Origin of the sequence: Dokdonia sp. MED134 (genome assembly GCF_000152925.2) — a bacterium.
In the GTDB taxonomy this organism is placed as follows: domain Bacteria; phylum Bacteroidota; class Bacteroidia; order Flavobacteriales; family Flavobacteriaceae; genus Dokdonia.
In genome coordinates, this window is sequence record NZ_CP009301.1 from 2,160,346 (window position 1) to 2,175,286 (window position 14,941).

Consider the following 14,941-nt stretch of genomic DNA (forward strand, 5'->3'; position numbering starts at 1 on the left):
TTCAAGCATTAATGACAGAAAAAGAATTACTCGCACTTCTCACCTTACAATACACGCCTAATCTAGGTGATGGTTCTATAAAAAAATTGCTTCAGCACTTTGGTTCGGCTATGGCCGTTTTAGAACAGAAAAAGAGCACATTGCTTAAGATAGATGGCATAGGTGAGCATAAACTTAAAGCTTTTGGTAATGAGGAGTATCACGCTTTCGCGAAAGCGGAATTAAAATTCATACAAGATAACAACATAAACGTCTGTGCATTTACAGATGAGCAATACCCACAACGTCTTAAACACTGTCTAGATGGACCAGTGCTGCTATTTTCTAGAGGAAACATAAACTGGAATAATAGAAGAATTATAAGCATTGTAGGGACCAGAAAGATTACCACCTATGGGGAGCATTTTATAAAAAAGCTCATTAAAGATTTGGCTCCCTTAAATCCGCTTATTATCTCTGGCTTTGCTTATGGGGTAGATATTACCACACATAAAGCCTGTATTGAGCACGGATTGCAAAATGTAGGTGTACTGGCTCACGGGCTTAATCAAATTTACCCAAAGGTGCACGCTAAGTATATGAGCGATGTAGAGGCAAATGGTGGTTTTGTTACAGATTTCTGGAGTAAGAGCAGTTTTGTACATACTAACTTCTTACAGCGCAACCGTATTATAGCTGGGCTGTCTGAGGCTACTATCGTTATAGAATCTGCAGAGAAGGGAGGTTCTCTTGTGACTGCAGACTTTGCAAATGGATATAATCGAGACGTGTTTGCGGTACCGGGAAGGGCAGAAGATAAGCAGAGCTTGGGTTGTAATAATCTCATAAAACAGCAGCGAGCAAATCTTATGACTAGTGCGGCAGATCTTATCTATATACTAGGCTGGAAACTAGAGCAAGAACAAGCTCCCGTGATCCAAAAACAACTTTTTGTAGAACTTACAGATGAAGAAAAACTGGTATGGCGCTTCTTAAAAGACAATGGTAAAGAGCTTATGGACATCATCGCTCTTAATTGTAAATTGCCTACTTACAAGATTGCAAGCATCTTATTACAAATGGAATTAAAAGGAGTAATAAGGCCTCTCCCCGGAAAACTCTTTGAAATTATCTAGTAATAAATATATTTAAACATCTGATTTTGAGTTAATTGAATTTTTGGCACGTGGTTTGAATACTGTTAAGGGAATCCAAAAACAAACAGTATGAAAACGATCAAACATTTTATTGCAGTAGCGCTCGTCGCCATTTTGTTTACTTCGTGTTATACAGAGGCGATTGTAGAAGTAGATCCATATGTAGAGGTTAATAATGGACCTACACTTAATCAAGTATTAACAGATTATGAGATCTGGTATGTAGATATAGATGCCTCATCTGGAAATATAGTCGTACCATTTTTACAAAAGGCATTTACAGTTTCTTTTAGAGGAGGAAATATTTTTGCAAATAATAACCTTTCTGGTTTAGGGTACAATGGAGCCGGGTTTGGGATAGATGTAGGTAGCTATGATACCTTTGGTTTTGAGCTAGATGCTTATCACGATTTAGACGGAGATTACAGCTTTGACGTACGCCAGTTATCTGGTAATGAGATAGAATTATATCACCCATCTACGGGAGCGAGATATATACTGGTAGGTTACCAGCGCAACACCTTTGACTATGACTTAGTGTTTTACAATAACATACACTACTTCTTACAAGAGTTTGAGGCTTGGGAGAAAATATATACGAGTCAAGAAGGTGAGATCAATCCTTTTGATAATGAGAACTACTTACAGTTTTTACCAGCAGGGGTTTCTGGCAACTTTAGAAGCTCTGAAGATGGTAATGGTACACCAGTAAATAATATATACTGGGACTATGATGGGATTTATGATGTAGATGATGTACCTGGTGATTTTTACCAAAAAACTTTAACACTAGATTATAATTTTCCAGACAATGAGTTCTTTGACCTTACCGTTATAGATGACGAGACCATAGAGTTATATCAAGTAACTACAGGTACTACCTATCAGTTTAGAGGTAGAGGGTATATAGAGTTTAGAACCTCAGAAGATGGGAAGTCTAAAACCTTACCTAAGTTACGCAAGAAGACTTCAGAAATTAAAAAAGAAATAGAAGCGCTCAAGGCGAAAAAAGCAAAAGCGTTAAAATAAAAATGAGCACTGTACAACCACAGTGTGACGTATAAAGATTTTTTGGTTGGTTATTTAGTTGGAAAACCCTTACCTAAGTGTTAATTAGCGTAAGGGTTTTCTGTTTTAAATAACGATTAGAACTATAGATATAATGCATAAAATTGAGGACTAAAGTACTAAGTGATTATTATTACCAATCTCCTCTTAACAATACTGTATAAACACCTACTTTTTTGTAAATTGACTACACAATAAAAAACACTAACTAAAAATTATAATTATGGGATTATTTTCATTTATTAAAAATGCCGGAGCAAAAGTATTCGGGATAGGAAAAACAGAAGAAGAGGAGGCGGCAGAAGCAGCAGCAGTTGCAGAAGAAAAGATTGCAATGGAAAATGCAAAAGCAGCAAGCAATATGGCAGAAACTATTAGTGACCTTGGTCTAGATGTAGATGATCTAGATATATCTATAGATGGTGATGTTGCTGTTGTTGCAGGTAGTGCACACGACCAAGCAACTAAAGAAAAGGTAATCCTTGTAGTAGGTAACTCTACAGGTATTGCAACGGTAGACGATAGACTTACTGTAGAGAACCCAGAGCCAGAAGCTCGTTTTTATACGGTAGAAAAAGGAGATTCTTTAAGCAAGATCTCAAAAGCGATGTACGGAGACCCAATGAAGTACCCACAAATTTTTGAAGCAAATAAGCCTATGCTTAAAGACGTAGATTTAATTTATCCAGGTCAAGTATTACGTATTCCTCACTTAGAGAAATAAAAGAAAGCGCTCAAGCGCAATTATAGACTAATTAAAAGAACAAATATGAAGGGCGATAGTCTGGAATGTTTGTTCTTTTTTTATGTAATAAATTCATCTAGTTTAATGAACCAAAAATGTGCAGAATCTCTTTGCTCATATTCATTAAGACTAACACCCAGAATACCACAGCGAGCCCTGCAAAGAGTTTTGCTTTGCCCAGGTGAGCATTATGAGGTTCTTTTCGAGCCTTGACGTATTTTATAATTGTAAAGACACTGGAAACAATAAATATTGCCGTGGCAAAACCTGTTAAAAAATCAGGTAAGTCATTACTTGATTTAATGACTCTGTTTAATATAAAATATACTAGAAAAGACACAACCATCATAAGCCCGTAGTAAGTGGCTTCTTTTGCGTTTTGGTCAGTGAGATCTCTTTTAGGCATCAGGATTATCTATAAAAACTCATCTCGTCTATGAAGGTGTAAACTTCTGGAGGAAGTAGTGGTCGTATGTTTTTACCCTCCTTAATACCCTTACGTATCATTGTAGATGAAATCTCCATAATAGGAGCGTCTACTTTGTGAATCTTTGGGTGATTATCAAACTGTGTTTCAACCGTACCTTCAGAGATTCTAGGGTATACATAGATGTCGTGACGCTCCAAAATAACGTCATAGTTTTTCCACTTATGAAGGCTTTTAAGGTTGTCCTCACCCATTATTAAACAAAACTCGTGCTGAGGATATTTTTCTTCTAGATGAGCTAGCGTGTATACCGTATAGTTAGGCTGTGGTAGGTCAAACTCAATATTACTTGGCTCGATTTTATCATAATGCTCTACAGCCTCCATAACCATCTGGTAGCGATGGTGATTGTTAAGAAGACTACTCTTCTTCTTAAAAGGATTGTGAGGCGTGATAACCATCCAGATTTTATCTAGATCACTATACTCTGCCATATGATTTGCAATAGCAAGATGCCCTATGTGTATAGGGTTAAAAGTTCCAAAGTATAGGCCTATTTTCAAGGGATAGTAAGTTTTGGGTTATTTCTTTTGGAGCGGGTTTGTGTCGAAGTCAATTCCGTCCCAACCGTATTTGACAAAATTTCTAATATTTTGGTGATTTGTACCCTCTGGGTTTTGTAGCACATCTTCTCTATAATATGCGCCAAAACACTGTAGCGTATCACTTTTACTTAGTCCTTGCTCTTGTGCAAATGCAAATAGCTTACAAGAGCCATTGTTCTCACCTGCGTCATTATGAATATCACCATTCTTAAAAGAGCTAGGCGTAAAAGTATATAGCGCTTCTATAACAGCCATTGTATCTGTAAACTCAATTTCGGTGGGTGCGCTGGTAAGTTTAGTTTTAAAATCTTGTAATGTCATTGAGCTATTATTTTACAAAATCAGTAACAAGTGTGACCGCTTCTTTAAGAGCTTTTTCTAGATTATCATTAAGAATAATATGATCAAATTGTGGTGCTGTGGCAAGCTCTACAGAGGCTTTTGCAACACGCATATTGATTTTATCTTCACTTTCTGTACTACGTTTTTTAAGACGTATTTTGAGCTCGTCTACACTCGGTGGTTTTACAAAAACGGCAAGGGTTTTATCTGGAAACTTTTTCTTTATGCGTAAACCGCCTACTACATCTATATCAAATATAACGTGCTTACCCATCGCCCAGATACGTTGTACTTCTTTCCAGAGTGTACCGTAAAAGTTGTCACGATAGACCTCTTCCCATTCTAGAAAGTCGTCTGCTTTGATATGATTTTTAAACTCCTTAAGAGAGATAAAGTAATAATCTGTGCCGTGTACTTCTGTGCCACGAGGTTCTCTACTAGTTGCAGAGATACTAAACTCTAGATTGAGCTCTGGTTGACCCAAGAGATGTCTTACAATTGTTGTTTTACCACTACCAGAAGGCGCCGAAAAAACAATGAGTTTCCCCGTGTGATTTAGTTCTTGTGCGTCAGGTTGTTTTCCCATTAGAGTACGTTTAATACTTGCTCTTTTATTTTTTCTAGCTCATCCTTCATTTGCACCACTAGCTGTTGCATAGGTGCATAATTAGATTTTGAGCCTATGGTATTAATCTCACGACCTATTTCTTGACCTATAAAGCCTAGCTTTTTACCGTTAGAGTTATCAGATTCTAGTGCTTCTGTAAAGTAATCTAAGTGATTTTTAAGACGTACCTTTTCTTCTGTGATGTCGTATTTCTCTAGGTAATAGATAAGCTCTTGCTCAAACCTATTTTCGTCAAGATTAACCTTGAGATCTGCAACGGCTTTCTCCAGACGTACCTTTACATCTGCAAGACGATCTTTATCAAGAGTGATAACTTCATCTAGTAAACGCTGTAGATTTTTAATGCGCAGTTCAAACTCAGTCTTGAGAGAGTTACCCTCATCTAGTCTGTAAGCGTTTATTTCCTTAAGCGCACCTTCTAGATTAGTTACAATGGCTTTATACTCATTTTCATCCAGTTCTTCACGCTCAGTTTTGAGAGCATCTGGAAGTCTCACAGCCATTTTAAGTAGCTCTATCTCGCTAGGCTCACCAGCAACAGCGTTTGACAGCTGTTTCATATACGTGTTTACAACAGATTCATTAATCGCTGTATTGGTGTTTTCGCCAGTGCTTTCTATGTAGAGTCCTACATCTATCTTACCACGTTCTAGAGCTTTTGCCACCATATTGCGTAGTGCGAGTTCCTTCTCACGATATGTAGAAGGGATACGTGCATTGAGATCAAGGTTTTTGCTGTTAAGCGATTTGATCTCGATAGTAATCTTTTTTCCGGGAAGCTGTACGACACTCTTCCCAAAACCAGTCATTGATTTTATCATAGCGCAAAGATAATGGTTCAGTAAGTAATGAAAAATTAAGAATGACTGTGGTTTTTTTACGCTTTCGCGAAAGCGAAATCACACCCTATTTTACTTTTTCTTGCATATAAGAGCGCACCTGGTAGTTAGCCAGCACAACATATGCTACTAATGCTATATAACCACCGTATGCGGCATAAGGGCTTTCTAAAAAGAGAAGACAACTACAAATTGCAAAAAGTGCAATGGTGCCTATCCCGTACTTTTGAGCAAGAAAGGAGTATGCTTTATCCCAAGTGGCTTGATCTCTCATCCACCATTCTGGAGCTTTTGATAAAAAAGGATTACCCAGCGATGGCGGAAAGTAACGTGTATTTATAAATAATGCCAGACTTATGAGTGCTGGGGCGAATGTTGTAAGGAGTGCAGGGAAGTTCATTAATCTAATTTACGTAACCAAATATTTCTATACCCTACACCACTCATATCGCCGTGATCTTGCAGTACAATTGGGCCGTCACCGTGAGCATTGTTTTTTGGGAAACCTATGTATTCTGTACTTCCTTTAATCTCGTAGTGATCTTGTATGAGTACACCATTTAAAAATACGGTGATTGTAGCAGCTTTTGTTTTTTTACCTGCAGTATTAAACGCTGGCGCGTGAAAAACAATATCATAGCTGTTCCACTCTCCAGTAGGTTTTGCAGCCATAACGTCTGGAGCTTTTTGCTTATAAATAGAGCCTACCATACCGTTTACATAGGTGTCATTATCATTGTTGTTTAGGATTTGTACTTCGTATAAGCCTTGAAAAAACACACCACTATTACTTCTGTTTTGGTTAGTCTGAGTATTGCTTGGGTCACTGCGCCATTCTAGGTGTAATTGCACACTCCCGAAGTCCTCTTTGGTCACAATATCTCCCGTTTTATCCTTTACGGTCATACTGCCGTCTTGATTAATCGTCCACTTAGGAGCGCCGCCGTCGTTTTTACTTTTCCAAGCGTTGAGGTTTGTGCCGTCAAACAATACTACAGCATCACTAGGGATACCGGTTTGCCCGTTTATGGCAACCTTTGCAGGTTTTGGACCCCATACTTCTGTTTGTTCTGGTTTTGTAGGTTCGTCACCCACATTTCCTGAGCCACACGATGTAATGGTTAGTGCTGTTGCGATAATTCCTAAATGGTATAATTTCATAATCTATAATTCTTTTATTGTAATGTTGCGGTACCATACTTTATCTCCGTGATCTTGGAGACCTATGTGACCTTCTTGATATTTACCAAAGCCTTTCCAGTCTGCAAACTTAGTCTTTGCAACCATAGCATCCCACTCTTCGCCATTTACGGGGAAGGTATATGCTTCTTTCCCGTTAAGGCTTACTTTACCTAGGTTGCTATCGTGATTGATATAGAGCGTTACTTTGTTCCACTCACCAGCGGGATTGATCATACCGTCTGCTGGTTTTATCATATCATAAAGAGATCCTGCTTTGTGGGTTCCATTTGCCACCTTTGCATCTGGATGACGCTCGTCATCTAGCACTTGTATCTCTGGTCCAGTTTCATAAGCTTCTTTAAACTCTGGCGATTCCTTTACACCCCAAAAGATGCCACTGTTACCACCTTCAGAAACTTTCCACTCGAGATTGAGTTCAAAGTTTTTGTAGGTGTTTTTTGTAATGATGTTTTTACCACCTTCTTCACTAGGTGTAAAAGCCATTGCTCCATCTTCTATGGTCCAGTTTTCGTGCATACCGTCTGTACCATAACCTTTCCAAGCGTCAAAGCTAGAGCCGTCAAAAAGGACAATTTCGGTCGTAGATGCTTGTGTTACCGTTTCTACTTCTTCAACCTCTTGTGTTGTAGTAACTTCTTTTTCTTTACAGCTTAAAGCGAAAATTGCCACTGCCGCGATATAAATTGTTCTTTTCATAATAGTGTTTTAAAGTCCCAATATCTTCTTCAACTGCTCCTTGTCAATATCCTCACCTGCAAAATCATCAAAGCGTTTTTGTGTTGCCTCAATAATGTGTGAAGCGATAAATGGTGCGCCTTCTCTAGCTCCTTGCTCAGGACTTTTCACACAACATTCCCACTCCATTACTGCCCAAACGTCACAACCGTATTCTGTGAGTTTTGTAAAAATAGTTTTAAAGTCTATCTGTCCATCTCCCGGAGAGCGGTAACGCCCAGCGCGATCTTGCCAGTCACTGTAACCGCCAAAAGTACCACGCTTCCCATCTGGTTTAAACTCAGAATCTTTTACGTGAAAGGCCTTTATAAACTCGTGATAGTGATCTATGTATGCGATATAATCGAGTTGCTGTAATACAAAGTGACTCGGATCATATAAAATATTACAACGCTTGTGATTACCTGTAGCCTCTAGAAAACGCTCAAAAGTCACACCATCGTGTAGATCTTCACCAGGGTGAATCTCATAAGCCACATCTACACCACACTCATCATAAGTGTTGAGTATAGGTAACCAACGCTTGGCTAGTTCTTCAAACCCCATCTCAACAAGTCCTGCAGGACGTTGCGGCCAAGGGTGCATTGTATGCCAAAGCAGCGAACCACTAAACGTCGCACTCACATCAAGACCTAGATGTTTACTTGCGTGTGCTGCGCTTATTACTTGCTTGCGAGCCCACTCAGTACGCTTCTTTGGATTGTTTTTACAATCGTCTGGAGCAAAATTATCAAACATCAAGTCATAAGCAGGGTGTACTGCAACTAGTTGCCCTTGTAGGTGTGTAGAGAGCTCTGTAATCTCAAGCCCATAGTCATTTACTTTACCTTTAAGCTCATCACAGTAGGTTTTACTCTCTCCAGCTGTGGTGAGGTCAATTAATCGGTTTTCCCAAGTTGGGATTTGTATTCCTTTATACCCAAGGTCTGCTGCCCATTTACACAATCCGTCTAGCGAATTAAATGGAGCTTTGTCATCCATAAACTGGGCGAGAAATACTGCGGGTCCTTTTATTGTTTTCATTGGATATTTTTATTTTCATTCCCGCAAAGGCGAGAATCTTTTTAGTTGTTGTTTTTTACGCTTTCGCGAAAGCTTTTATCGAGCTGTATTTTTATCCTGATAATCTGGAAATGTTTCGTCATAATTCCAAGTGCTGTCAATTTTGTCTAATTCTTCCCAAAGACCTTTAAAGTGATTTGCACCATAAATTAGAACTATTTTTTCAGAATTAGAATCTATAATCCGTCGGGCTAACGCTCTATTTCGATAGTCTAGAATAATTTCCTTAAAAAATTTTTTCTCAATTTTTTATCTACTAGTTCACACTTATAATTTTTATCGTTTATCGCTGTGTTTTTATCACAATCTGAGAGTAATATTTCTTCATTTTTGGATTCAAATTCCCCAATCAAAGTATATATATCGACATCTGCTTTTATAGCGGTCTGCATATCAACATTTAAATCAGTGTAATTAGGTTGATTTACTAATTCAATGTCTCCTTTGTATTTGATATTACCAGCAATTTTATTGGAAATAGAATCATAATATTTACTAGGTATAAATCCAGTTATTTTTCTAAGTTTTCTTTCAGATATTTCTGATTGAATGGAATTCATATCTTCTGGATTTCTTATTGCTTCATAAAATGCTACGTAACTGTTTTTTTGCAAAGAATCGATAACCCTTGAAACATCATCATAAAATAATTCGGTACCAATGTGATGCATATGTATAAATGCGATGTGTTTTGTAGAACTAGATTTGAACTGTACATAAGCTCTTTCTTCAAAAATACCTGCCTTTTCTAGAACGTTATTTATTATAGATCCACAAGAAAATAAGATTAAAGAGACACTAAAAATGACTAATATCTTTCTCATTTATTTTAAGCTTACCCACACATTCCCATCACGATGAGATTGTACGGCTTTCTCTATAAAATTCATTCCTCGTACACCATCTGTCATCCCGGGAAACTCGCCCGAATTGTAATCTTCTCCACGTATTGCCTTTGCAACACCTTTATAGATATTACCCATCGCGTCAAAAATTCCTTCTGGGTGTCCTGGAGGTAGTTTTGTGCCGTCTAGCGATAGCGCACTGTTATAAGCGTGGCCTGGTTTAAGCACGCGCATAGGTTGTCCATCTTCTAGTAAATAAAGATAGTTAGGGTTTTCTTGCTCCCACTTGAGACCTGCTTTTGTACCATAGATAGCTACGGTAAAGTTGTTCTCCTCACCTGTTGCTATTTGACTAGATCGCAATACACCTTTTGTGTATTCGTCTAGGCGTAGTAATACGGTGCCGTCTATATCCATCTCATTATCTGCATATAGATGGTTGAGGTCTGCAAGTACAGATTTAATTTTCTTGCCAGTCACAAACTCTAGCATCTGGTAAGCGTGAACACCTATGTCGCCAAGACAGCAAGAAATTCCCGATTTCTCAGGCATTAAACGCCAGGTGCTATTGCGCTGCTCCTTGTCGTGTATGAGGTTATTAATCCAGCCTTGGTAATACTGAGCGTCTACTTTTTGTATCTCGCCTAGTTCTCCATTTGCTATCATTTCCCTCATTTGACGCACCATAGGGTAACCTGTGTATGTATGCGTAAGTCCAAAGACGTTACCATTCTTCTTTTGGATAACCTCAAGCTCTAGCGCCTCTGCGTGCGTCATCGTCATAGGCTTCTCACAAATCACGTTAAAGCCAGCTTCTAGAAGCTGCTTTGCCATCGGGAAGTGTAAGAAGTTAGGTGTAAGTATAGACACCACTTGCATACGCTGGTCTGCTGGTAGCGCTGTTTCCTTTTCTACAAGCTCCGTTAGATCTTTATAAATGCGATCTGTCGGGATGCCTATTTGAGCAGCAAATTCTTTGCTTACTTCAATATCTGGGTTAAAAGAACCACCTACTAGCTGGTATGCGTCAAACATACTTGCCGCCACGCGGTGTAACACACCTATTAAACTATCTCCGCCGCCACCTAAGACGCCCCATCTTATTTTATTGCTCATTGTGTTGTGTTTTAATTTTTTAATTATATCAAGTAAATATGCTTTTTCTAAGAAAAGTCCGCCCTTTAGGGTAGTGGAGAGACTTTTTAAGACTTTGCTACTACTCCGTATATTCTATTTTCTCACTCTTAAATAACAGTGCAAAAATCACAAATACGGCAGCTGCAAAAATTGCTGGGAATACCCATACTGAATTCCAGTCGTGACCTTCACCTACAATGTTTGCATCTGTTATTTTTCCTGCCACATAAAAACCTACAAGCATCCCTACACCGTAAGTAGCAAGTGTGATAAGTCCTTGAGCAGCACTTTTAATTTTTGGTCCAGCTTTACTGTCTGTATAAATCTGTCCAGACACAAAGAAAAAGTCATAGCAAATACCGTGTAAAACAATTCCTGTAATAATCATAAAGAAAAGGTCTCCCGTGTTACCATAAGCAAACAGCAGGTAGCGCAAAGTCCAAGCGAGCATCCCTACAAGGATAGTTTTCTTAAACCCAAATTTCTTAAAGAAGAAAGGAAGTAATAACATAAACACTACCTCAGATACTTGACCTATAGAAGCAAGGGCTGTAGACTTTTCTACACCAGACTCCGTTAGGAACGGACTTAGATTTTGATAGTAAAAGGCAAGTGGAATACAAATAAGTACCGAAGAAAGGAAAAACACTAAGAAGTTTCTATCCTTAAGTAAATCTAAAGCTTCAAGACCTAAAATATCTTTAATGGCAACTTTCTCTCCTTTTGCACTTGGTGGTGTTTTAGGAAGTGTAAAACTAAAAACTCCTAGAACTGCAGAAGCAATAGCAGTCATTACAAACGTATTTTTAAGTAAACCTGCAGCGATAGATTCTTGAGAGTCCCATCCAAAAGCAAAACTTATTAATAGTCCTGCCACAATCCAACCGATGGTTCCCCATACACGAATGAATGGAAAGTCCTTTGATGGGTCTTTCATCTGGTTAAATGCAACCGAGTTTACTAGCGCCAGTGTAGGCATATAAGCAATCATATACCCTAAAACATATGGATAAAACACAGCCGAGTCTGTTGCTTGTGACATCAAATACATAAGTACAGCACCTATAATATGTAATACTCCCAGAATGCGCTCTGCATTAAAAAATCGATCTGCAATAAGACCTATAATAAATGGTGCTATAATAGCTCCCCAAGATTGTGTAGAAAAGGCTGCTGCAATTTCTCCTCCTTCGGCGCTTAGGTTATTACCCATAAAGGTACCTAAGGTTACAAACCAGCCTCCCCAGATAAAAAACTCGAGAAACATCATTAGGGATAATTGAAACTTAGTCGTTGATTTCATATTGCTTATTTAAGATTGTCTATTGATTTTTGAACTAGTGCCTTAGTAAGAGCGATACCTTCTTTTGGGTCTTCTAGTGGTCCTTCATATTCTGTGCCTACATATCCTTCAAAACCACTATCAGCAACGATTTGCATTAATCGTTGATAGTCTAATTTTGTCTCATCACCATTTTCATCAAAGTTATATGACTTTGCAGACACTCCTTTTGCATACGGCATCATTTCTTTTATTCCTTTATAGGTATCATATTCTAAAACACAAGGCGCACCCCAGCGTTCTCCACCTTCACGTTTTACACAAAAGTTTCCAAAATCTGGTAAGACACCTACTGTTTCCATATTAACCTCTTTCATCACAGCAACAAGCTTTTCTCCATCACTAGACCATCCTCCGTGGTTTTCTATAATTACGTTTACGCCTACTTCTTTACCGTAAGCTCCTAGTTCTTTAAGAGATGCTACAGATAGTGCGTGCCATTTTACAGGATCTAGCTCTCCAAAGAGATTTGCCCTTACCGAGTGTGCTCCCATAAGTTTGGCTGCGTCCATCCATATTTTATGATTTGCAATAGCTTCTTCTAGTTTTTTAGGATCTGGATCTGCTAGTTCACCAGCGTGATCAACCATAATAAGAACGTTATCCATACCTGCAGCAGTTGCCTTAGCATTAAGGTCTTTTGCAAGTTTCATCACACGTTCTTTATAGTCTGTCCCTACTTCAGCAACAGATGGATATAGTTGTGTCACATATTCTACTCCTGTAAAACCAAGGTCTTTGGCAATTTGCGGGAATTCCATCGGGTCCATAGTACCGTCTTGAAACGGTTTGTGAAGAGACCATTGAGCGAGGGAATGTTTGTAAGAGGGCGTATTTTCTTTAGAAACTTCTTTTTCCGCTTTCGCGAAAGCGGAATTCTCCTCTTTTTTTACCTCTTCTTTACAAGAAATAAGTACAAAAGCGCATAAAAAAGCGCCTAACAAATAATTTTTCATAAGATGAATTTTAAATAAGACTAGAACTATAACGTTTTCGCCTGTCATTTACTGTTAAATCTAGTGTTTGACTAAGGTAGTCTTTTTTAGATATTCACAAAAAACAACTTAAAATTTATATATTTGGTAACCTATATCCCAATAAATTTTCATTAATATATTTTATGGTGAATACAGCTAACGAAAACGAAATGTACGACGCAATTGTCGTAGGCTCAGGAATCTCTGGTGGATGGGCAGCAAAAGAACTATGTGAAAACGGTATGAAAACGCTCGTATTAGAGCGCGGTCGTATGGTAAAGCATATAGACGACTACCCTACAATGCACAATGACCCTTGGGACAACAAATTTAAAGGTAATAACTCACGTGAAGTGGAGGCTAGATATGAGAAACAAGCTCGTACTGGATACGTTCACAAGGCAGATAGTCGTCACTTTTTTGTAGATGATATTGATCACCCTTATAATGAGACAAAACGCTTTGACTGGATACGTGGGTATCACGTAGGCGGTCGTTCTATTATGTGGGGTAGACAGAGTTATAGACTGTCTGATATAGATTTTGAAGCAAATAAAAAAGAAGGCATTGCTGTAGACTGGCCTGTACGTTATAAAGATATCTCACCTTGGTATGATAAGGTAGAGGAGTATATCTCTGTATCTGGAGAAAAATTAGGTCTAGAGGTATTACCAGACGGAAAGTTTTCACCACCTATGGAGCTTAACTGTGTAGAAGAGGTTCTTAAAAAGAATATGGCCGAAAATTATAAAGATGGTCGCCTTCTTACCATAGGTCGTGTTGCACATATTACAGGAGCAAAGACCTATGATGGTAGATCTGCTTGCCAGTTTAGAAATCGCTGTGTGAGAGGGTGTCCTTTTGGAGGGTATTTCTCAAGTAACTCATCTACGCTACCAGCTGCAGAGCGTACAGGAAATATGACGTTACGTCCATTTTCTATCGTAACAGAAGTTATATATGATGATGCTACCGGTAAGGCTACCGGAGTTAAGGTGATTGATCAAGAGACAAATGAAAAGTTAGAGTTTAAGTCTAAAGTCGTTTTCCTTTGTGCATCTGCTATCGGGTCTACAAGTATACTTATGCAATCTAAGAGTGAGCGCTTCCCTAACGGTATGGGTAATGACTCTGGTGAGCTTGGACATAACTTAATGGACCACCACTTTAAAGCAGGAGCTACTGCAAAGTGGGATGGAGATTTAGATAAATATTATAAAGGACGTCGCCCTAACGGGATTTACATACCTCGTTTTAGAAACATAGGAGGAGTAACAGATCAAAAAACCTTTAAGCGTGGTTACGGTTATCAAGGTGGTGCTGGTCGTGGTGATTATCAACCTCAAATTGCAGAGGCTGGATATGGTGCAGGGCTTAAAAAAGCAATTCAAGAACCAGGAGGGTGGACAATAGGTCTTATGGGCTTTGGAGAGTGTCTTCCTTACCACGAGAATAAAATGACCCTAGATTATAATGATCTTGATAAATGGGGATTACCTAAAGTAAACTTTGACGCAGAGTGGAAAGAAAACGAGTGGGAAATGCGTAAGGATATGATTGCAAGTGCAAAAGATATGCTTAAAAAAGCCGGCTTTAAAGATATCCAGACTATGGATGACCCAAGTGCTCCAGGTAACGGTATACACGAGATGGGTACAGCACGTATGGGACGTGACCCAAAAACATCTGTATGTAATGGTAATAACCAGCTACACGCAGTACCTAATGTTTATGTGACAGATGGTGCGTTTATGACCTCTGCAAGTTGTGTAAACCCATCACTTACTTATATGGCTTTTAGTGCACGTGCTGCAAATCACGCTGCCGCTCAAATTAAAAAAGAAGCATAA

The 14,941-nt window shown here is 38.6% G+C and carries 17 protein-coding genes; 4 read left to right on the forward strand and 13 right to left on the reverse strand.

The window, feature by feature from the left end; translation table 11 throughout:
• Positions 1-11: 11 nt before the first annotated feature.
• From dprA to lysM, 3 genes are all read left to right on the forward strand, one after another.
• On the forward strand, positions 12-1,115 hold the full coding sequence (gene dprA / locus MED134_RS09495) for a DNA-processing protein DprA (RefSeq protein ID WP_038598250.1): 1,104 nt from the start codon (positions 12-14) through the stop codon (positions 1,113-1,115).
• A 90-nt stretch (positions 1,116-1,205) separates the two neighbouring features.
• Positions 1,206-2,165, forward strand: a complete 960-nt coding sequence (locus MED134_RS09500; RefSeq protein ID WP_038598252.1) for a hypothetical protein — start codon at positions 1,206-1,208, stop codon at positions 2,163-2,165.
• Positions 2,166-2,427: 262 nt separating this feature from the next.
• Positions 2,428-2,928: a peptidoglycan-binding protein LysM gene (lysM, locus tag MED134_RS09505; protein ID WP_035326359.1), complete on the forward strand. Its 501-nt coding sequence runs from the start codon at positions 2,428-2,430 to the stop codon at positions 2,926-2,928.
• 97 nt (positions 2,929-3,025) lie between these two features.
• Here the strand turns inward: lysM and MED134_RS09510 are convergent, their stop codons facing one another.
• The 13 genes from MED134_RS09510 to MED134_RS09570 all read right to left on the reverse strand — a co-directional run bounded on the left by MED134_RS09510 (position 3,026) and on the right by MED134_RS09570 (position 13,070).
• Complete coding sequence (locus MED134_RS09510; RefSeq protein ID WP_038598261.1) at positions 3,026-3,355, reverse strand: hypothetical protein; 330 nt, start codon at positions 3,353-3,355, stop codon at positions 3,026-3,028.
• Positions 3,356-3,360: 5 nt separating this feature from the next.
• The gene (gene nadD, locus MED134_RS09515; protein ID WP_038598263.1) at positions 3,361-3,939 is read right to left on the reverse strand and encodes a nicotinate (nicotinamide) nucleotide adenylyltransferase; all 579 of its coding nucleotides are present in this window, start codon (positions 3,937-3,939) and stop codon (positions 3,361-3,363) included.
• 18 nt (positions 3,940-3,957) lie between these two features.
• Positions 3,958-4,302: a HopJ type III effector protein gene (locus MED134_RS09520; RefSeq protein ID WP_038598266.1), complete on the reverse strand. Its 345-nt coding sequence runs from the start codon at positions 4,300-4,302 to the stop codon at positions 3,958-3,960.
• Between the two features lie 7 nt (positions 4,303-4,309).
• The gene (gene gmk, locus MED134_RS09525) at positions 4,310-4,909 is read right to left on the reverse strand and encodes a guanylate kinase (RefSeq protein ID WP_035335184.1); all 600 of its coding nucleotides are present in this window, start codon (positions 4,907-4,909) and stop codon (positions 4,310-4,312) included.
• A complete protein-coding gene (locus tag MED134_RS09530; RefSeq protein ID WP_035326365.1) occupies positions 4,909-5,772 on the reverse strand; it encodes a YicC/YloC family endoribonuclease in 864 nt (287 codons plus the stop codon). Before MED134_RS09530 ends, gmk begins: the two co-directional genes overlap by 1 nt.
• 85 nt (positions 5,773-5,857) lie before the next feature.
• A complete protein-coding gene (locus tag MED134_RS09535) occupies positions 5,858-6,190 on the reverse strand; it encodes a hypothetical protein (protein ID WP_035326367.1) in 333 nt (110 codons plus the stop codon).
• Positions 6,190-6,951 (reverse strand): DUF1080 domain-containing protein, encoded by a 762-nt coding sequence (locus MED134_RS09540; RefSeq protein WP_038598269.1) that lies wholly within the window; start codon positions 6,949-6,951, stop codon positions 6,190-6,192. Before MED134_RS09540 ends, MED134_RS09535 begins: the two co-directional genes overlap by 1 nt.
• A 3-nt stretch (positions 6,952-6,954) precedes the next feature.
• A complete protein-coding gene (locus MED134_RS09545) occupies positions 6,955-7,689 on the reverse strand; it encodes a DUF1080 domain-containing protein (RefSeq protein WP_038598272.1) in 735 nt (244 codons plus the stop codon).
• A gap of 9 nt (positions 7,690-7,698) precedes the next feature.
• On the reverse strand, positions 7,699-8,751 hold the full coding sequence (locus tag MED134_RS09550) for a sugar phosphate isomerase/epimerase family protein (protein ID WP_035335192.1): 1,053 nt from the start codon (positions 8,749-8,751) through the stop codon (positions 7,699-7,701).
• 251 nt (positions 8,752-9,002) lie between these two features.
• Positions 9,003-9,614, reverse strand: a complete 612-nt coding sequence (locus tag MED134_RS09555; protein WP_038598274.1) for a hypothetical protein — start codon at positions 9,612-9,614, stop codon at positions 9,003-9,005.
• A complete protein-coding gene (locus MED134_RS09560; RefSeq protein ID WP_038598276.1) occupies positions 9,615-10,751 on the reverse strand; it encodes a Gfo/Idh/MocA family protein in 1,137 nt (378 codons plus the stop codon).
• 100 nt (positions 10,752-10,851) lie between these two features.
• Positions 10,852-12,075: a nucleoside permease gene (locus MED134_RS09565; RefSeq protein ID WP_035335195.1), complete on the reverse strand. Its 1,224-nt coding sequence runs from the start codon at positions 12,073-12,075 to the stop codon at positions 10,852-10,854.
• A 5-nt stretch (positions 12,076-12,080) separates the two neighbouring features.
• Positions 12,081-13,070: a sugar phosphate isomerase/epimerase family protein gene (locus tag MED134_RS09570; RefSeq protein ID WP_038598279.1), complete on the reverse strand. Its 990-nt coding sequence runs from the start codon at positions 13,068-13,070 to the stop codon at positions 12,081-12,083.
• 191 nt (positions 13,071-13,261) lie between these two features.
• Between MED134_RS09570 and MED134_RS09575 the strand changes: the two genes are divergently transcribed.
• The gene (locus tag MED134_RS09575) at positions 13,262-14,941 is read left to right on the forward strand and encodes a GMC oxidoreductase (RefSeq protein ID WP_193352750.1); all 1,680 of its coding nucleotides are present in this window, start codon (positions 13,262-13,264) and stop codon (positions 14,939-14,941) included.